The following is a 20,930-nucleotide window of genomic DNA, read 5'->3' on the forward strand; positions in this document are numbered from 1 at the left end:
ATGATACTTATTTTTCAATATTATTTTGAATAAATTCTTTTAATTGTGGTGTGAAATAAACACCGAAATTCTTTTCAGATTCATCTTTTCCACTACCTGCATATAAAATACCAATCAGTTCATGTTTAGAATTCAATACAGGAGATCCTGAATTACCTGGTTGTGCATACGCATCAAATTCCATAAACGTTCCACTGATATGGTTAATCGTTCCTGTCGATTCAAACATTTTATATTTTGTTTGTGCACCCTTTGGATAACCAATAACAGAAATTCTATCTTTCACTTTTGCTCCGTCTGCAAATTTTGTATAACTAACGTTCTTATTAAAATTCAAACCTTCTGTACTTGTTTCATGAACATGAACTATCGCAAGGTCTTCTTTTCCGGGATATTCTACAATGTCTTTAACGTCGTAGTTTCCTCCGCCTTTACCTTTACTCGAATGATGTGCTGATACTCTATTTTTAAAAATATCATTACTTTTAGCGATATGTTTGTTAGTTACGATTGTATTTTTACCAACAACTACACCAGTACCACCCACAAATGCTACCACTGAATTGTATGGTTCCTTAGTTGCATCGGTAATTTCTTTGACATTCTTTTCTGCTTTGGCAATTGAATGAGGCTGATTAGAAATATTTTCAGCAAAACCAAGAGATGTTAAAATAGTTAAAGCAGTTAAACCTTTAACCATTACATTTTTATTCATATTTTACCTCCTTCCAAATTTATTTTTATAGTTAATGTATCTATATACACATTTACTATATACATTTTAAATAAAAATATTAATTAAATATTAATTAACCACTTATTAACGTTTAATTAAATTATTTTACATGAATTGACTCATTTATTTAAATATGCTTAAAACTCAATATCACGCAATTAAAATTGACTTTTTAGGATTATTTTGGTCTTAAATATTAATTATTGAATTAAAATTGTAATATTTATTCGGAAATTAGGTGATTGAAAATATATGGCGGAATGGTGAACAATTCATGTATTTATAATCTTTCACTTTACTATGTATTGTGTTTAACAACATTATTAGCGATTAGTTCCCCTATTATTTATGACAATATGCAGTCAATCAATGAAACATGTATGTATGAGTATATTTGGAACTAGTAATGTATTGTTAAATATTGAAGATGATTGAATTATGGAATTTTTTTCGAGATATGTTATTTCGGGGATCAGATTTTGCGATTTTGCCTTGGATAGAGTAGTTGCGATTTGTAAATACGTTTTTCAGGTTCGATTCAATTTCGTTGTTAAGATAATATGGATTAGTTTCACTGACATGTTGATGCATGTCTTTTTTGTTCTGATAAAGTATAAAATGTTTACTTAACATTACTTAGTATTACACCTGCTAATTCAAACATTATTTGAGACATTCTTTTCAAATTAATTATAAATTTTTACCTATAGACTAGTTTGATATTTATCTACATCTCAAAATTCTCATCAACAATCTTTCACATCCAACATTTTTACTTTAGTTTTTATAATTCAAAACAACAAAACTATGTTAAAAAATTATTCTATTTTTTAGTTAATAGATAGTTAATACATTTTTGATATTTAGTTAATTGTTCTTTTAAAAAATTATTATTATATTTTCATTGTAAACGTTTACAATATAAAAAAAGGAGCAATAAAAATGAATACAAAATTTTTAGGTAAAACATTAGTAGCAAGTGCTTTAGTATTAACAACATTAGGAACAGGCTTACATTCTTCATACTTAGGATTAGATACAAATAAAGTTGTTAAAACGGCTAAAGCAGAAGAAAAAATGACAGATGGTCAATTATGGAAAAAAGTTAAAGATTCATTACATGATTCTGATATTATTTTAAGTAACGAGTACGAAACAATCAACGTTACTTATTTATTAAGCAATGGATATTCTAGCAGCGTTTCTGCTCCTGGAAATGATGATGGAGGCCATCTAACACAATCTATAGACTTTAAAGGATTAAAACAAATTGATTTAACTAAGGAAAATGTCTACGATGACTTTAACAAAAAGCTAGATGCTAAAAATACATGGAATTCTCTAACCGAGAAGTTAAAAGGTCTTGGTTTACTACAAAATGGCCAAAAAGTATCTATTTATTCTTCAGATAGCTCTTCTCCAGTCTCGGGTAAAGTGGGAGAAGGAGTAACTAGTGGTGGCGAAAATACTCTAACTAAACGCTTCATCAACAAAATCACAATTGATTAAACCTTAAACTCAAATTTCCTTAATTCATAAAACATTAATAACTAACCCTTTCTTACAAACCACCTAGCCCATAATATATTAAAACGTCATTTTTATTTCAATTAGCGGAAAATAAAAAAACCATTCCGCATTAACTTTGGCAAGTTGGAATGGTTAAAAAAATATTTTAGAAGCCAGCGTTTGGCTTGCTTAGACGACATGTTCGCGCATGTCGTCTTATTTTTACATTTATATAATAACACGCAATTCAATAAAATGTCTAATCAATAAACCTCAATTACATTCAAATTCAAAAACTTTTCACCTAATATTCATCGCTTAAATAAACATTACGTTTAATTAAACAGACATTGTCAATCGCGTCTAATACCCCTGCTGTCCGAAAACAAAATTATTTTGTATTCATATTTAACTGTTCTCTTTCCTCCCTTTTCAACGCAACTAAATTTCTTTTACCGTTAGAGCCCCAATCTTTAATCTTTAATTGTTCTACCGCTCCATTTATTGAATCCTTTAAAGAGTAAAACTACCAATAACAACGTGATAATAATATAGATTACCATTGTCATCATCACTGGTATATTTCCTTCAATATACATATATACATAACGCGTAGCATATGTTATTGGTAAATAGAACCACGAATGATCTCCAAGCACTTCTAATCCAAAATAAACGTTAAAAATAAACATTAAAACTCCGACAACAATAGCCATTACATCTTTAATGAAAATACTAAAAATAAAAAGTAGCAGTAATATAATTACATTGAAAAACAATGATACGCCTATAAACATAAGTGTTATTTTCATATCATGTGAATGCCACAATAAATTAATTGATGCTAATAGAATACATATGGCTGTAATAGTATAAGTAAAAATCATTGATGCATTTAACCAATTTAGCCTATTAGCTTTTCCTAAAATATGATTAAAGTGACCAATATTTTCTTCAAAATTGATAACTTGATAGACGTTTATAGAAATTAATAGCGATGTAATTGCATTAAAACTCGCTGTAAACAAACTTATTTGTCGACCATTCCATAAATTTACGTTTAAATACCAATTTATAAATAATATAAACAATATGGTTACAATAATGGGTACAAATGTGAGCGCTTGCTTAGAAAATTTCAACTTACATGACTTTAATTCGTTAATTATCATTTTAATCGCCAACTTTTCTTATTATTTAAAAATGTTACTATCGCGAAAATAATGATGCTAACAATAATCGAAATATATAAGGCATTGAGATCATTAAAGTATTTTGAATTATGGTTTACAACTAAACCATTAGGTAGTATACCAAGCGTAATAAGCGGGATTCTCTGCATTATCCCCCACGGCAACACCCAAAATAAACTCTTCAATGTTAAAAACAAGACACAAATGACTGATAATACTAAGTTTATTAATATTGATACGAACACACCAAAGTATCGAGTTAATAAAAAGTTGAGCGGTATCAATGGTAGAGATACTACATACATCAACAATATTGTCACCAATAACAACATAGCATTAACCGGATGTGGATTAATAATTAGGTCACCTATATAAGCAATAATAAATACTAAAAAGCAATGTACCAAAAATGCTATTGATAAAATGAAAATCTTTGCTCTTATTTCTTTTGTAATCGACCAATTATTACTTAAGTAATAATTAAATGATTTATTTCTCATTTCAATTTTAAATAACGAATTACAAGCCATACATAATACAATCGGGATGAAAGCAATTGGCCAAATATTAAATAGTAAAGTTATATATGGTGACACACTATTCGCTGTTCCCGTATTACTTTTGGCGAATAAGACTGTGAAAATAGCAAAACAAAGAAATACCAGCGGACTTATTAATAAAACATACATACTGAAAGAATTTTTAAATTTGATACCTTCTATCTTTAAATGTATCATTTGTAATCTCCTTTCGTTATTTTGAAGAATATCTCTTCTAAGTTTTCATCTTTGTTATTTCTTTGCTGATATTTTAGCTCACCCTCATGAATAATACCGATATGATCTGCTAAAACTTGGATTTCAGATAAAATGTGACTTGAAATAATAATACTAGTACCTTGTTCTGTTAATAATTTTAGAAGTTCTCTAAGTTCTTGGATTCCATATGGGTCTAAACCATTAGATGGTTCGTCTAATACTAAAATTTCTGGCTTTTTAATTAATGCCATTGCAATTCCAAGTCTTTGTTTCATACCTAAAGAAAAGTCCTTAACCTTTTTCTTTTTATCGACATTTAAATTGACTAAGCTTAAAACACTATTAATTTCGCTGAAATCAACGCTTTCATTTAAACACACAATTTTCAAATTATCTTGTGCACTTAAATGATTATATGTCGCAGGTGTTTCAATAAGCGAACCAACTTTGTGCAAATCATTTCGTGTCATTGGTCTATTATCTAATTTAATTTCCCCTGAATCTTGTTGAAGTATGCCACATATAATTTTCATAAGTGTCGTTTTACCGGCTCCATTAATACCAAGTAATCCATAAACTTCGTTATTTTCTAAAGTGATATTAATATGCTTTAATACATCTTGATTTTTAAACCGCTTCGAAATGTTTTCAGTAACTAATTTTGCCATAATCAAAAACTCCTTTGATTTATTAACTTGCTTTTTGATTTGCTACATTTAATGCTTTATACACATCAAGCTCACCATGCCCATATCTACTAAATGGTTTATTATTCTTAGATGTCCCATGCTGATATAACAATTCAATCGCTTTATCTGGATGTTTTTCAAGATGATATTTATCAATGATTAAAGCTAGTGCTCCCGAAACTTTAGGTGTGGCTAATGAAGTTCCAGCTTGATAAATATATCTTCCGTTATTGGCAGTAGTTAAAATGTTCTCCTTATGCATATACCCTTCATTCATCCATTTATCCACACCGAATTGATTTAAATAAGCAAATGATCCTCCGGGCGCAGCAATATCTGTATAATTCATACCAAAATTGGAAAACTCAGATAGATTACTCTTTTGATCTGTAGATCCTACTGTAACGACATTGTCCATAGATGCAGGAACATCTTTCACTTCGCCATTACCTTGATATTCACGCTGTAATTTTAGTTTCTGTTTGTCATTGACATCAATACCATCATTACCAGCTGCAGCAACAACGATAGATTTTTTCTTCTTGGCGTAATTGATTGCTTTCTGTAACGCATCGTATTCTACTTTTTCATCTTTTCTAAATGTTTGATGGTCATTTTTGTCCAAAATAATATAACTACCAACACTAATATTAATGACTTGATTTCCATCATTTGCAGCTTGAACAATCGCTTTTGATACCCAAAGCAGTTCTGTTTTTTTACTACCAAACACGCGATACATTGTAAATTTGTTATTCGGTGCAACACCTATTAACTTACCATTAGCACTCGTTTGACCCGACACCATCGTGCCATGTCCTTTCCTATCATTGACATCGTGAACATCACCTGTTTCCTCCGGTTCAGTACCTCTAAAACCGTTTAAAGGTACTAAATTTTTAGAATCAGTCGAGAAATTATTTTTCAAATCGTCATGGTTTTTCATCACACCTGTATCTATGATTGCTATTTTGGTGTTAGCATGTTTTGGCAAATCATCATACGATGCACCATTATTGGTTATTTTATTCATATCCCATTGTCTTGAAAATAATGACTCATTTGATGTTCTGTCTATTGTTTTCTCGCTAGTAATACAAGTTGAACATGTGGCATTGATATATTTAATATCATTTTTATAGTTTGCTAAAGCATTAGCATGCATTTTCGTCATTTTAATCTGTGCCACATGTAATTCCGGTATATTATAGACAACGTTTAAGGACTTCTTTTTAACTAACTTGTTAAATGTTGCTGTATTTTTGTATTCAACACTGTAATATAGTTCTTCTGACGCTGATGCATTACTCATTGTAATAGATATTAAAAGACTCAATATTATTAAACTAATAATAGCGCGCTTTATGATTTTCATATTCTAATCTCAAATGAATTCCAGAACTTTATATGGTTCAGGTGCGACAACATTCTTTTTAAATGTTTTTGACGCTAATTCATAACTTTCTGAAATATTTGCTGGATATATTGATACACCATAATCTTTTAATAATCGAATATTATTTTGAGTAACTGGATTTTCCCACATTCGTAAATTCATATTTGGAAATATAGAAAGTTTTTCAAAAGCTGTATGACAAATAGTTAATAATAAATTGTCACATATACCATTTGCAATTTTATTAATCGTATTAGAAGTCGCAGGTAAAATAATAATCTTGTCATGTTTATTTGCTATATCTACATGATTTAAAAAAGGGTCTTCAAATTCGTCATAATAGTTATCGCAAAATTGCTTTAATATTTCACCATTAATAAACTTTCTACCGTTTGTTGACGCGATTACATTTACTTCATCAAATTTTGATTTTAATTCAATAATATAGTGGCTAATATTGATACTATTAACTGAGCCACACAAACAAATCAATACATTTTCTCCCATGATATACGCCTCCATTCAGCTAATTAAAAACGCATTGGTCCAATTTTTTTCATTGAGAATTTTTGTATTTTTCAGTGTCATCAATGTTAGATAGACCCCTAATTCACCTTCTAAAAGGCCAACTTTCCTACTTTTAAATACATCTTGCTTATTTTCATTAATGTCTATAAAATTCACCAGATAATCTTCCTTATAATGAGAAATCAGTTTATTTATTAATACAGTGATATAATCAGACACTTCATTTAATTCAAAATTCAAATTCATAATTGTTAACATTAATATTTGTGATGACAATCCATGACAAATAGTTGGACTTATTAAATTTTCATCTTTATCATTTACTACTTGTAGCATCACTTTTTTAGACATTTTAATTATTTCATCATCTTGTAATGCTTGGCCGATTAAAAACAACGTCGTCATTACACCCGTATTGCCATAACACCAACCATTCCGAATAAAATTGAAATGATTACGTTCAGAAATTAAATCGTAACGCTGCAACCATCTTTCGTGGTTACAAAATTTTTCGTCCATGATAAATTTGTACATGTCTTTTAATATGTGCTGATGATTTTCAATCGTAATTCCTTTAATCACGCATAATGCAAATAAAGACATCGGTCCTAGCACTCCATGTGCAAGGCCAAGATTGATATTACCTTCAGTAAAATAATTTTTATCAGACTCTAAAAATTGACTTTCTTGTGGGACTACCCAGCTATTTTTAGAATATTGAATATCTTTAAAGTATACTAATATGCTTTTTAATGCTTTAACATTAAATTCATTCTCATCTACTCTATTTAGCAAATATCTTCCTATCCCAGCTAATCCACTGACAGTATCATAATTTAATGGATTTAATGGTTCTTGTAATATTTGATCAAATTTATTTTCTATTTCATTTACAATGTGACCATCAATATTATTTAAAATATTTTGATAATTTTTGCCATTTTGCGATGCTAAATCCATTGAAAATGCAATACCTGAAAGTCCACCAAACAAAGAATTGTTATATTGACCACTCTGTAAATATGGTGCTAATTTCATGATGTACTTATGCACAATTTGCTCAGTATTAATATCGAAAACTTTTTGATAAGCATCTAAAAACAAAATGATACCTGGTATACCATGTGATAAAGTTGAAGGTTCAAAATAATCGGTTTCAGTAGATGCTTTTGAAATGAAATCATCTACTTCTGAAATCTCTTGAAACTTCTTCTTCAATATTAGATTCATATCAATCATTTTTGTCACCACACCAATGCTTTTGAGTTTTAACAATTTCTTTTACAATAGATAAAACAAATGTTTCTTGATCCTTATCAATGCCAAATATTCGATTGCAGCGCATATGAATTAAGCTGCCAATAATCCTTGACCTTTTAGTAGTTAAAGTTTTTTTAAGCCCTTCATTTAATTTGCTCAAAATTTGGTTGCCATCTTTTAAAATTCGATAAATACCACTATAGTGTTTAGCCATATATTCAAAATTATTAGCAGGATTACATATAGTTACAAGTTCATTTTTAAAAGGTCTAATATCTTTACTTTTAAATGATGTAGGTACATAGTTATTAACAATTTCCATACGCTCTTCATTAGAAATTGAAAACATCTCAAATAAATACATTATTGAAATAGCAACAATATATGGTCGATCAAACTTAAAATCATTTTCAATAATATTGACAGCTAAATTCGTGTCATATTCAAAGAAGGCTTCTATTTCATTAATCGTGTTCTTTCCACCATATCTAAAAAATTCTGGCTCGTATGATACAAATTCATAATCTGAAACTTCTGTCGTTTGTCGAACATGTGGTAACCAATTCTTCAAGATGCTGTATATTTCTGCGTAATTTTCGTCATTCCTGAATAACCTCAACTTTAAAATGTCACCTTGTTTGATATAACGCATTAAAAAATATTGATCTATATCTCCCTTATCTTTAAGATGTTTTACAAATGGATACAAATTGTCGATGATAAATGTATCTTGCGATGGCTTATCGATATGAATATGTAATGCAAACCAGTCTTTGTCATATTCAATATCTGTATTTTTATATTTTGGAATTTCGATTTCGGGTCCTCGATAAGATGATTTTTTATAAATTGGTGTAACAATTTCATACACATGATCATTCTTTGATTGAGGTAAAAATGATTCTACTAAACGTACACGTTTATGCTTCTTATATTCTTTCATCAATAAATATCTATGATTAGCTAATGATAAATTTAGTAGAAGCTTGTTATCTCCATAAACTAAATTCACGATATTAGGTATATTGAATTGTTCTTGATATTTCAAAAATTGTTGATCCCATTCTTCATTTTTAGGTAAAGGTAATACCATCTCGTTAATTTTCCAATATGCTGGTTTAAGAATGACATTTTTATATCTGATTCGTGGTGAATAACTAAATGAATCAATACTCACATCATTCATAGGTTCAATGCATTTCACAGATTCCATTGAAATTTCTCGTAACAATCGATATAAATTACATTCTTTTAAAAAGTTATACATATTGTTTGATTCAAATAGTACCCTTTTATTTAGTTGGCTAGAATATAAATATAATTTGTTAAAGGTAGCACCAACATAAATATCATCTAAGGTAAGCTCATACTTTGAATAACTATTACTACTTCCTAAATTCAATGAATATTCGTATGAGTCATGATTAGTTAATACATTATGATTTCTCGGATATTTCGGTATGTTATTTATAGAAATCATTTCTACATTGTCATCACATATCATCTTCTGATAATAATGTCCTTTTTCATGTTCTAATTTTGCTAAAGTTTCAGTATCAATTAAATGATGAAATCGCCCAAATGTAGCGCCAGCATTAAAAGACGCCGTTAAAGGACTAATAACAATGAGCTCATTGTACTGATTGTAAAAACGTCCTAAATAAAGTTCAGCATAAACATCTGCACTCATTGGCGCATGATAATTATTTATCGTGTTATCGTTAATCAATGACTCTACATCTTTTTCATTTATGACTATCTCATCGTTATTTCTCAAGGCATGCAAAAATTTTTGCTTAAGCATTACAATATTATTTTCGTCGCCTTTAACTTCATTATAAATCGATGGTCCAAATCCTGTTATATCCGAAAGTAAATCTTTAACATTAACAAGTTGTTCAAATCCATACTTTTCAATAAAACGGTTGTGAAGAACTTTCAAATCTCTGAATCCAATATTATTTCTTGATAAAAGCCACAATAAGTACGCTGCTTCAGATATATTTGTTGCTATATCTTGGTGTAATTGATTGTTAATCATGTCAATTTTGGTATCAATTTGAAGATAATTTTTACATTTGAATAACGCCTTCATATGCTGAACAATGTCTTTATATAATTTCTCACCAAATCCAATTTCTGTTTTTTCATAAGCTAATATCAATTTCTGGATTTCTCTAATTCTTTTCACAAAATCATCATTATGTAAAGAAAGTTTATTTAAAATATAATTTAAATTATCATTATTTGATAACGGTGGTCTGATTGTTGAATATATAATTTCCTTCGAGACAAGATTATGAATATATGCTTTTACTTTAGAAATATCATGAATTTCAAATTCTTGATTTATCTTTTCAGCTAGATTTGAAAAAGTAATATTATTATTCGTCACAGTGGTTTTGATAAATACGAGTAATTCACTATTTTTAATGGAAAAAGATGTGTCTTTATTGTTATTCAAATAAATAGCACTTTGTTCATTTAAATATATTCGATCATTGATAATGTGTGCTTTACTATTCCAAATAACTTTCAAATTTTGATAATATTCATCATTACTCTCAATATAGCTAATCAGTTTATACAACCATTCACCATCGACTTTCACATATTTTTGAATACTATTTCCAACTTTAAGACGTGTGGGTTCATTTACAAAATGCCCTATATTAATACCACTTAATAATCCAAATGGCGTTGGACGTGTTGACATTCTAATTAAATATTTTAATAAACTTTCTTTAGCATCTCTAACCTTCTTGTTATCGCCATCAAAATTTATTTCTTGTAAAGTACGATATAAGTTAAATGTTGTTGTTAGGATTGATTCTTTCATCTGAGCATTTAATTGTAAGTCGCTATATTTAATTTGTTCAGTATTTAAAAATAAATTGAAAAACTCAACTGATAATAAAGGTGTTCTAATCATACAAATACTTGACGGTTCGTAAATTGTGTTCATTTGTAAGCACCTCACATATTTGGATAGACAAATAGAGCCCTTTCAGGCTCTATTTGCTGTAATCTTAACAGCAGAAGCTATTAAAACTACCAGTCTTACCACAACCAGGAGTACAACCAATGAAACTAGTAATACGTTCGTCACCCGCTGAATCAGAAGTGTCGTTTTTCGCTTTTACTTGTACGTCTAAATCAAGAACATTTTCCATAGATAATACCTCCTATTAAAAGTTGAAGTTAAGGCCCACTTCAATTGTCATATTATCCCTTTTTATACAACAAATCAATAAATTATATAATTTTATTTTGTGAATTTTTTGTAAACACTTATTTATTTAGTAATACTATTTTGATTATTAGATTTTTGTGGTTTTTTATTACTATTTATTTTCACTAATCATTTTGCATCTAAGTATAGAAATTTAAATTTACTGATGAATTTTTTAACAGATGAATCAATTTGTTTATATAAATACTTATGATAATTAAGTCACTAATTTAATTGATATTATTGAGGGATTGAGTGAGATTACTTTGTTGATATTAATTTGTTTTTGATTTATTTAAACATATTTAAAAAATAAATATATGAAGTTACTTTAATGGTGAGGATATAAATATTTCAATAACTTGTTTGTCTTTTTAAAAAGCATTTTGTAAATGTCAATTTAAAAATGTACTTAGTTGATTGTATTGCAATTGACAAAATTATCTGCAAAGTATTTTCCTTCTTAGATGAATAACCTATTAAGCTATACGAATTGTCTGTGATTTTAACTACGTTTGAATGATGCAATATCCTATTCAAAATCACAAATACGACCTTTTTATCACTTCTATTAAACACCATTTCTCTATTTTTCCTATAAAATAAGAGAACCATGCCGACTAAGACATGGTTTCTCTTTCAATCTTTTAATAAGTTTTTTGTTTGGAAGTTTTTAAGTGTTTCTATATACGCAATTTTAGCCTTTAGAAAAAGTATGTGACTACTTTATCATATAAAGTTGAAATAAAATTTTTAAGGTAGTTCTTTAAATTCTGTTATTAACAATAACTATTCCTAACAGTTATACTCCAGGATTAGTTTCTTTAGAATCCGTACCGATTAATTTAACAGTATGGTTTTTCCAGTCAACTTCATAAGTAGATGTAAACGTTACTGTATTTTGATTTTTGTAGTTATTACCAATCCAGTGCAATCGATTCCATTGATTAGTATATCTATCCATTTCTCTTTGGTAAGTTACTTTGATTTTAGATTTTTTTGTATCATTTTGTTTATGAGAAAGTACGCTTATAAATTCTGGGTTAAAGTTACCACGCGCCAATAAAGGCATTTGATGTGTTGGCAAGAAATTTTGTCCAGCATTTGAACTACTTTGTCTACCACCTAAAAACAGTTCATTACCATATGTTGGGTCATAACTATCTCTACCATATGGTCCCCAACCATTATTCATAATTTTGTGCGCCTCAACACCCCAGCCAATTGATTTATGATTTGTTTTTCTATCAATCGTAGTTCTGTAACTTTCTTGTTTATAATTTATCGTTTCTGAAAATGATTTTGATCCATTTAATCCACCTGATAAGCCATTAGATATATTAATATCTCCGCCATAAGAATAACCTAATGTTTGTTGAACTTGGAATTCTTCATTTTGATTTTTAGGTGCATAGTCAACAACATTTACAGCATCATTTGATTCTGAACTAACCGAAACATTATACTTACCTCCCCAATAAAACTGTGAGTAATTGTAATCTTTTGGATTAGGCTTTTTATAACCTGAATTAATGTTTCCGGTTGCCTTAAGTACTAACGTATCTTTGTCATAACTTTTATCCTTAATGAAATTAAACGTTAAAATTTGAGAAATATTCAATTTATCATTATCAGATGTTGCTGTTGTTTTGTATAAAGTGATTTTGTCATCTACTTTTTTCTCGCTTACAGGTGTGATATGTTGAGCTGCATCAACTGTATTCGATAGCAAAAGCAGTGCAATTGATGAAGCAACTGATGATTTGACTAATTTTTTCATTTTCATATTAATTATGTCCTTTCACTTTAATTTCGTGTGTTTTCCAATTAACTTCATATCTAACTACAAAGTTTCTATTTACAAATGCATTATGCTTTCTTTCTGCGTAAATACCAGTTCTAGGGAATAAAGTCGCATATGTAATATCTAAGTTTCTACCATATGAAATTTCAAATTCACTCGTATCACTTGAACCTTTTTCATGTGATAGTGTAGTGATAAATGATGGATTAAAGCCACTTTGAACTAAAGGTGGTAATTGATTATCAGGAGCAAAATATTCTCTTGCTGAACCTGTTGGACCATTTGGACTTTGTACGAATAAATATCTATCATGCGCAGATTTTTTACCATCAGGCGTAACAAATTCGTTTGCTTTAACACCCCATTTAACAGATTTTGAGTTTTGCTTGTCTACTTCACTGACATAACTCTTTTGGGTATAACTAATTGTTTTAGAATAATTAAATGAGCCATTGCCACCTATAGATGGTGCTGACTGGAAATTACCTCCAATGTTATATCCTAATGTTTGACCAACATCAGTAGTTTCTATTTTGTTTTTAGGAAGGTAATTGATTAAGCTAACATTTGGATCTTTAGTCGTCAGTCCTATATTATATTGGAATGGCCAAATCATTCGTTTAGTTAATTCATATCCACTACCCTTCACATCTGAAAATGAAGTTCTGGAATTAATAAAACCTTGCATTTTAACAATTAAAGCGTCTTTGTTATATTTTTTATCTTTTACAAAGTCGAATTGGACATTTTGAGTAACGCCCCATTTCTTACTACTTACATCCTCCGTACGTTTGATTACTTCAGCACCATCACCAATATTTTCAATATTAGTATTTGCTCTAGATTCTTGAATCGGAGATGCTAAAGGTGCAATCAGTCCTACTGACAAAGTTGCAGCTAACATTTTTTTCTTAAACATAAGTTTCACTTTCTTTCTATATAAATTTTTAATACAAATTTATTCTAGATTATTTCACTTATTTATAAAATTAACTGTTCATTAAAAAATAAAATGCTATAAAATATTAAAAATGACACAATTTATTCATTTATGCTGCTGAAAACCGGTCATTTTGGCGCAACCTTCATTACCTTTAAATAGTTCCCTTTATATTCGAACAATATGATAAAATTACCGATACTCAATCTTTTCGCTATAAAAATCAAAACGAACTTTAATCAAATCTTCAAAAATAATGTTTGTATTATAACAAATAATCTATAATTGAATTTAAAATTAACTGATTATTAACTATTGTCCGTTAAATGGAGAGGATTACTTCGTATACTGTTATAACTGAAATCTTCTATATATCATTTCGTAATATCGCTTGCTTCATCTAAAAAATTTAATGCTATGATTTAGCCGAATTAAAAACATATATACTTATTTACTATGAACTAAAAGTTTATCCTAAAAATAAAAAACCATGATTTCGAAGTCTTCATAAACTGAAGCTTCTACTCTCATGGCAATTTATACTATGATATTCAATTATAATGCCTAGTCTCATAGTAAACGGCTACTACATTCGCATGTACTTCGTTTTACTGTCCACGCATGGTCGTTGACTTATTTATATTATAATATAAATATTTTGTTTTTCAATACTTAATTTTAAAAATCCCCTATGAAAATGTTGATGAGCTGCATCTTTAAATCTTGTTATACATTGTATAAAATTATATTGCGAGGTACTAAATTGATGATATACACTTTTGGTTGTGTATGCATCTCACCTATCTTTTTTTGCTTTTTTCAAATAAGAAAGTATTAAAAATTAATGCCTATACAACGTTAAAGGAGGAACAGACATGGCTAAACTTGATTTAAATAGTCTTGACGATGAGCACGTAAAATTATTAATAAATGAATTAAAATATCCAGAAACTCATATCGATGTAAATGAATAAAAAACAATAGTTGCTAGTCGAATAAATGAAAGGCAAGAAATAATAAGTTTTAAGTTAGGAATAAAGTACTTCTTAACAATAAAAAGGGATAACATAGAAAAAGATAGGTTTTCAATTTCAATCATTTTCAAAGATACCTATCACACCCTAGTTAGAATAGATATTAACGGTGGTACTCACGATAATCCAGATGGAACAATCGCTCCGAAAAGTCATATTCACATATATAATGATAAGTGTGATAAAAAGGATAGGTTTGCTTATGAAATTAACTTGAAAGATTTCCCCGACATCTATAACTTGTATAATGTGTATATGTCGTTTTTAGAGTAAAATAATATAAAAGACCTTGAATAAAGGAGGGATAATATGACTACGTTTGATGCTAAAAAATTAAAAAAAGAATATCTTGATTGGTATAATCAGATTTTAGAGTTTTCTAATTTATCAAACAATTCAGTAAAAATAGATATTCCTTTTAAAGATAATTCTTTAGATAATTTAAAAATATACGCTTTATACGATCAGTCCAGAGACATGATTACACTGACTGATGACGGCTATACTATATTTGGTTTAGAAAATAACAGTGTTTCTATAAATAAATTTAAAAAACGTAAAAAGATTTTTGAAGAGCACCTTTCAGCTTACGGTATTAAATATAACGATAAAACTCACGAAATTTTTGTTCAAACTAACTTTAAAAATTTTAATAAATCGAAACATAATTTATTACAGTGCCTTATATTTGTTAATGATATGTACTTACTTTCTAATCCTAAGTCACAGAACATATTTACAGAAGATGTTGCAAACAAATTGGATGAACATAACATTTATTACGGAAGAGATATACCTATTATAGGAAGCAGTGGTGTTGTTCATAATTTCGACTTTTTTATTAGCGCTAAGAAAAATCAAAAAGAAAAATTTATCAATGCTATTTCTAACCCTAATAATTCTATGATTATTAAGTCGAAAATAACGGATGCTATGCAAGCAAAAAAAATAAAAAGACACAGGCAAAATGAGTTTATTTTTATTTTAAATGACTCAAAAAAAGAAATAAATGAACATAATAAAAATCTTCTTCATGAAAACTATATTAGTACAATAGATTATAGCGAATTAGATGAAAAGATAGGTTTATTGATTTAATATTTATAGACGTGATAATATCAATGTTTATATTAAATGAAACGAATTTGAAAATTTCGAAACAGCTTAAGATAGCAAATTGAATAGCCTTATTGATAATGCAGAATCGTCTACACATAGCTAAACAAATTATTTGAGAATAATTATTGTTAAACTATGTGGATAGGCGATTTTATTTTGACAAGAGAAAGAAGATCATTTAGTTCATAGTTTAAGTTACAAATGGCTAAACTTTATGAAAATGGTATGACTAGAATCGAAATTATACTCGAATACGATTTAACACTCTCAATCTTCTCGAACTGAATAAATACTGGGTCATTCAATCATCAAGATAACTTAATAAGTGATGATAAATGTTCATACCATTTTGCAAATATAACCAGATACTCTCAACAAAATGTAGAGTTCAAAATTAAAAATGTCCCTAATTGGCACATTGCTGTATGATAATAAATTCAACTTAGATTTCAACAATATAACTAATGAAGCTTATATTTACCGCGATATCAAACCAAACAGCCCATCCACAAACAAATTAGAATATATCATGTTAATAATAGTAAATGATATATCTTCCAAAGACCGCAAACTGTAGCAGAACATGAGAACCTTGCGATTTTGAAATGGTCTAATAAATCAAATATCATTGAAACATTAATCACATAAATTAACAGTAGTCCCCTGTTCGCAGTTCTATAAATTACAAATGCAATAAAGGCTAAAGTAAACTAATTACTTTAGCCTTTATTAATAATTTAGTCGAATTTATTAAAAATCGACTAACTCCTGGTTATGCTACGCTTTTCTTTAAAATCCGCACGTAGATGCCGATTGATTATATTATAATATTATTATTTTATTTTTTCAAGCGTATATATAATATTTGATTTTCTTTAAGTAACAACTAAACATTATATTTCAAAACGATTAGGTCATGCAGATGTGCATACAACGCTTAAAACATATTCGCATTTGATTAAAGAATTTGAAGAAAATGAAACTAAATTTATAGAAAAAAAACTGAATGATTTGTTTTGTGACTAAACTTCAAAATCTTGTGACTAAAATTAAGATTAATCATCAAAAATTAGTCACATTGTGGCTAAAAAATTTTAAATGGATATAAATAAATAAGAAGTGTAAAAATGAGGATAATAGCTCAAATGCAGATATATCAAGGGTTTGAGTCTAAATTAAAAATAGCGCTTAAAATGGGTAAAACCAATTTAAGCGCCTTTACGGAAGGTAAGGGATTCGAACCCTTGAGACGCTTGTGACGCCTACACACTTTCCAGGCGTGCTCCTTCGGCCAGCTCGGACAACCTTCCTCAACAATAAATATGTAATAAAAAAACAGAAGCGATATTTCACTTCTGTTTGTATGACTCCTACGGGACTCGAACCCGTGTTACCGCCGTGAAAGGGCGGTGTCTTAACCGCTTGACCAAGGAGCCATGGCTCCACAGGTAGGACTCGAACCTACGACCGATCGGTTAACAGCCGATAGCTCTACCACTGAGCTACTGTGGAATAATAGAAAATAATGGAGCGGGTGATGGGAATCGAACCCACAACATCAGCTTGGAAGGCTGAGGTTTTGCCATTAAACTACACCCGCTAATGTAAACGATTATGGGGCGGCTGAAGGGGATCGAACCCTCGAATGTCGGAACCACAATCCGATGTGTTAACCACTTCACCACAACCGCCATGAATTAAGAATGGTTCAGGACAGAGTCGAACTGCCGACACATGGAGCTTCAATCCATTGCTCTACCAACTGAGCTACTGAACCGTAATGGTAATAATAATGGCGGTCTCGACGGGAATCGAACCCGCGATCTCCTGCGTGACAGGCAGGCGTGTTAACCGCTACACTACGAGACCTATTAAATTAAAAACTATGTATTGCGGGAGGCGGATTTGAACCACCGACCTTCGGGTTATGAGCCCGACGAGCTACCGAACTGCTCCATCCCGCGCTAATATTATTTTGAATTACCTAATTAATATACCATAATCAAAAACCTAAAGTCAAGAACTTTTTGAATTTAATTTAAATGTTATCTCTTAAATAATTACTTAAATATCGTAGCAACATGTTCTCTGTTGAACACAAATATTAGTATATTCATTTTTGTAGTATACGTCAACGACATTTTTAAAGTTTTTTGTGTAAAAAAACGCTTCTTATTCCCTTTTATCATATAAGTGTCTAATAGTTGTCATAAATAGTGTTAAAGCATTTTAAAAGGTATAGGAATTATAAAGTTTATAACGCCTATACCTTCTGAAAAAGAAATTATAAAAGCTTGTTACACCGCATATTCTTTCAGTCAGCGACTACCAATATAACATTGTAGCCCTAAGACATTGCTTGACGCCTCAATTACAACAATTTTTCAAAATCAGCAGCTACCTACTGACACAACATAACACAACCCATACACTAACTATCGTGTCATGTAATCTTGCATCCGATCTTGCAACGCTGTAAATGTTTCGAAGCCATCCTCTTCTAAGAAGTGCCCTCCATCTTCCACGATTCGCAAGTTCCCCTCTAATGCATTCATTAAACGCTGGGTTTCTTTATAAGAAACGTATTTGTCATTTTTAGAACTCAATCCGTAAAAATTGTCAACTTTCTTTTTAATATTATCGTAATCAATGGTTACATTACTTAAATCAATATCTAAATCTATATTTTCTGCATCTTCTTTAAAGCCCGCTATACTGAAAAAGCCTTCAATCGGCTGATCAATCATTTCAATATATTTTAAAGCTGTGATTGAACCTAAACCATGTGTTACAAAATATGTATCCTTTTTGCGTACATTAATTTGTTTCGTCATAGCTTCAATCCACTGATCCACTGTCTTCGCTTCAGGTGATTCAAAATTAAATAATGTTACGTCATATCCTTCTAAAGTTAAGTTATGCTCCAACCACTGATACCAATGATTTCTACTATTTCCATGCATAGAATGTACAATAATTACATCTGTCATCTCATTCTCTCCTTTCAACTTACTACTTCTTTTCTATTTAAAAAAATGAATGATTACCTATAATTGTAAAATAAAAACACCTTAATTAGAAATGTTTTATCGCAAAGTGACATTTCTAATTAAAGTGCATTGTCATCATTTCAATATCATTCAATAATAGCTAAACCTTTGTCTCTGCCACAGATTCATGAAATAATTCTCGCTGAAAGTATCATGATTTACACATTACTTCCACCATCATATATCTTAAACATGACTATATTTCATCAAACATTATCTAAAGGCGTCGCACCAATACCAACACCATCCAACAATTAACTTACAACTCTGCGATTACTTCTTCAGCAGCAACTTTACCTTGTGTAATACAATCAGGTAGTCCAACCGCTTCAAAAGATGCACCAGTTACTCTAAGTCGTGGATATGTTTGTTTAATATGTGCTTGAATCTGTCTAATTTGTTGAATGTGACCAACATGGTACTGTGGCATACTTTTCGGCAAACGATTGACAATTGTAAATTCAGGATCACCTTTAAATGTCATCATTTGACTTAAATCTCTACGTACAATCGATACTAATTCATTATCTGTATGATCATCAACCACAGTATCACCTGGTTTACCTACATACGCACGAATCAAAACCTTACCTTCCGGTGTAGTAAATGGCCATTTTTTCGATGTCCAAGTACATGCGGTAATGTCTGTATCACTCGTTCTCGCAATCACGAAGCCAGTACCATCATGGGTATTTTCAATGTCTTTTTCATCAAATGCCAATACAACAGTTGCAACAGTCGTACTATCCATCGTTTTAAAGTAATCAAATGCTGGATCTTGTCCGAACCAATTCAAAAAGACTTGATGCGGTGTTGTCACTAATACCCCATCGAATACATCTTCTTGTTGATTACTGTAAACAATTTTATATTGCTTTTGAGATGTAATAATATCATCCACTGTCGTATTGTAGCGTATTGTCACACCTTTATTTTTCACATCTTGTTCTAATGCTTCAATAAATGAACTTAAACCATGCTTAAATTGTTTGAATTGTCCTTTTGGTGCGCCAGGATATAATTGTCTTTGTTTCAGACGCTTATTTTTCTCATCCTTCATACCTTTTATCAGACTTCCGAATGCCTCTTCTTTTTCTTTAAAATTAGGAAACGTACTCATCAAACTTAATTTATCAATATCGGTACCATAAATACCACCCATTAAAGGCTCTATTAAATTCTCAAGTACCTCATTACCTAATCTTGCTCTGAAAAATGCCCCAACAGAAATGTCACCATCCTGCATTTGAGTAGGTTTTTTAAGTAAATCTAACCCTGCTCTTAACTTTCCAAGTGGTGAAATTAATTTAGTTGTCACAAACGGTTTGATATCTGTCGGAATTCCCATAATTGATCCACCTGGAATAGGATACAATTTGTTTTTCGCAAAAATATAAGATTGTCCAGTCGTATTTGTAACAATATCTTGTTCTAATCCAATATCTTTCGCTAATTCTGTCATGATCGTTTTTCTACCTAAATAAGATTCAGGCCCTAGTTCAATCATATAACCATCTTTACGATACGATTGAATCTTTCCCCCCGGACGATTCGATGCTTCAAAGATGGTTACATCAATATTAGGATCTTGCTGTTTTAAAAAATATGCACTTGATAAACCTGTTATCCCCGCTCCTATAATAGCCACTGATTTAGTCACAACGTTTCACGCTTCTTTCGTC

At 29.9% G+C, this 20,930-nt stretch carries 15 protein-coding genes, 8 tRNA genes and 2 pseudogenes; 4 read left to right on the top strand and 21 right to left on the bottom strand.

Annotated features, from left to right (window positions below):
• Positions 1-7 precede the first annotated feature (7 nt).
• Positions 8-715 carry a serine protease SplA gene (gene splA / locus KI230_RS09240; RefSeq protein WP_001039435.1) on the bottom strand — a complete coding sequence of 236 codons (708 nt, stop codon included), beginning with the start codon at positions 713-715 and terminating at the stop codon, positions 8-10.
• A gap of 963 nt (positions 716-1,678) precedes the next feature.
• Here splA and KI230_RS09245 point away from each other — a divergent pair.
• Positions 1,679-2,245 (top strand): DUF4888 domain-containing protein, encoded by a 567-nt coding sequence (locus KI230_RS09245; protein WP_001092763.1) that lies wholly within the window; start codon positions 1,679-1,681, stop codon positions 2,243-2,245.
• 473 nt (positions 2,246-2,718) lie between these two features.
• Here the strand turns inward: KI230_RS09245 and KI230_RS09250 are convergent, their stop codons facing one another.
• From KI230_RS09250 to lukE, 10 genes are all read right to left on the bottom strand, one after another.
• The gene (locus KI230_RS09250) at positions 2,719-3,417 is read right to left on the bottom strand and encodes a BsaG family lantibiotic immunity ABC transporter permease subunit (RefSeq protein ID WP_072384919.1); all 699 of its coding nucleotides are present in this window, start codon (positions 3,415-3,417) and stop codon (positions 2,719-2,721) included.
• Entirely contained in the window at positions 3,414-4,175 is a 762-nt protein-coding gene (locus tag KI230_RS09255; protein WP_000581552.1) for a lantibiotic immunity ABC transporter MutE/EpiE family permease subunit, read from the bottom strand. The genes KI230_RS09250 and KI230_RS09255 overlap by 4 nt, the downstream gene beginning before the upstream one ends.
• Entirely contained in the window at positions 4,172-4,864 is a 693-nt protein-coding gene (locus KI230_RS09260; protein ID WP_001096791.1) for a lantibiotic protection ABC transporter ATP-binding subunit, read from the bottom strand. The genes KI230_RS09255 and KI230_RS09260 overlap by 4 nt, the downstream gene beginning before the upstream one ends.
• Before the next feature lie 22 nt (positions 4,865-4,886).
• Positions 4,887-6,260 carry a S8 family peptidase gene (locus KI230_RS09265; RefSeq protein WP_000691541.1) on the bottom strand — a complete coding sequence of 458 codons (1,374 nt, stop codon included), beginning with the start codon at positions 6,258-6,260 and terminating at the stop codon, positions 4,887-4,889.
• 9 nt (positions 6,261-6,269) lie between these two features.
• Positions 6,270-6,788, bottom strand: a complete 519-nt coding sequence (locus tag KI230_RS09270) for a flavoprotein (RefSeq protein ID WP_000504439.1) — start codon at positions 6,786-6,788, stop codon at positions 6,270-6,272.
• Between the two features lie 15 nt (positions 6,789-6,803).
• Positions 6,804-8,048: a lanthionine synthetase C family protein gene (locus KI230_RS09275; protein WP_000566596.1), complete on the bottom strand. Its 1,245-nt coding sequence runs from the start codon at positions 8,046-8,048 to the stop codon at positions 6,804-6,806.
• A complete protein-coding gene (locus KI230_RS09280) occupies positions 8,041-11,034 on the bottom strand; it encodes a lantibiotic dehydratase (RefSeq protein ID WP_045176870.1) in 2,994 nt (997 codons plus the stop codon). The genes KI230_RS09275 and KI230_RS09280 overlap by 8 nt, the downstream gene beginning before the upstream one ends.
• A gap of 64 nt (positions 11,035-11,098) precedes the next feature.
• Positions 11,099-11,242, bottom strand: a complete 144-nt coding sequence (locus KI230_RS09285) for a gallidermin/nisin family lantibiotic (protein WP_000432510.1) — start codon at positions 11,240-11,242, stop codon at positions 11,099-11,101.
• Positions 11,243-12,103: 861 nt separating this feature from the next.
• Positions 12,104-13,087, bottom strand: coding sequence for a leukocidin/hemolysin toxin family protein (locus KI230_RS09290; RefSeq protein WP_045176869.1), 984 nt, complete (start codon positions 13,085-13,087; stop codon positions 12,104-12,106).
• Position 13,088: 1 nt separating this feature from the next.
• The gene (gene lukE / locus KI230_RS09295; protein ID WP_000473596.1) at positions 13,089-14,024 is read right to left on the bottom strand and encodes a bi-component leukocidin LukED subunit E; all 936 of its coding nucleotides are present in this window, start codon (positions 14,022-14,024) and stop codon (positions 13,089-13,091) included.
• 896 nt (positions 14,025-14,920) lie between these two features.
• On the opposite strand from lukE, the pseudogene KI230_RS09300 reads away from it, so the two are divergent.
• The 3 genes and pseudogenes from KI230_RS09300 to KI230_RS09310 all read left to right on the top strand — a co-directional run.
• Positions 14,921-15,352 (top strand): annotated as a pseudogene (locus KI230_RS09300) (DUF6978 family protein).
• Positions 15,353-15,388: 36 nt separating this feature from the next.
• Positions 15,389-16,177: a DUF1829 domain-containing protein gene (locus KI230_RS09305; protein ID WP_045176868.1), complete on the top strand. Its 789-nt coding sequence runs from the start codon at positions 15,389-15,391 to the stop codon at positions 16,175-16,177.
• Between the two features lie 460 nt (positions 16,178-16,637).
• Positions 16,638-16,846: pseudogene (locus KI230_RS09310) on the top strand (DUF1828 domain-containing protein); the annotation flags it as partial.
• 573 nt (positions 16,847-17,419) lie between these two features.
• On the opposite strand, the gene KI230_RS09315 reads toward KI230_RS09310, so the two are convergent.
• From KI230_RS09315 to hemY, 10 genes are all read right to left on the bottom strand, one after another.
• Positions 17,420-17,508 (bottom strand) — tRNA-Ser (locus KI230_RS09315).
• Between the two features lie 54 nt (positions 17,509-17,562).
• Positions 17,563-17,634, bottom strand: a tRNA-Glu gene (locus tag KI230_RS09320).
• A 1-nt stretch (position 17,635) separates the two neighbouring features.
• A tRNA-Asn gene (locus tag KI230_RS09325) sits at positions 17,636-17,710 on the bottom strand.
• Between the two features lie 14 nt (positions 17,711-17,724).
• Positions 17,725-17,798 (bottom strand) — tRNA-Gly (locus KI230_RS09330).
• Between the two features lie 15 nt (positions 17,799-17,813).
• A tRNA-His gene (locus tag KI230_RS09335) sits at positions 17,814-17,889 on the bottom strand.
• A gap of 13 nt (positions 17,890-17,902) precedes the next feature.
• A tRNA-Phe gene (locus KI230_RS09340) sits at positions 17,903-17,975 on the bottom strand.
• Positions 17,976-17,991: 16 nt separating this feature from the next.
• Positions 17,992-18,067, bottom strand: a tRNA-Asp gene (locus tag KI230_RS09345).
• A gap of 21 nt (positions 18,068-18,088) precedes the next feature.
• Positions 18,089-18,162: transfer RNA gene (locus tag KI230_RS09350), tRNA-Met, on the bottom strand.
• A 471-nt stretch (positions 18,163-18,633) separates the two neighbouring features.
• Positions 18,634-19,188 (bottom strand): RBBP9/YdeN family alpha/beta hydrolase, encoded by a 555-nt coding sequence (locus KI230_RS09355; RefSeq protein WP_000132890.1) that lies wholly within the window; start codon positions 19,186-19,188, stop codon positions 18,634-18,636.
• A gap of 319 nt (positions 19,189-19,507) precedes the next feature.
• Positions 19,508-20,908, bottom strand: a complete 1,401-nt coding sequence (gene hemY, locus KI230_RS09360) for a protoporphyrinogen oxidase (RefSeq protein WP_045176867.1) — start codon at positions 20,906-20,908, stop codon at positions 19,508-19,510.
• Positions 20,909-20,930: the final 22 nt, after the last annotated feature.

Source organism: Staphylococcus sp. MZ3 (assembly GCF_018622755.1).
Taxonomy (GTDB): Bacteria; Bacillota; Bacilli; order Staphylococcales; family Staphylococcaceae; genus Staphylococcus; species Staphylococcus aureus.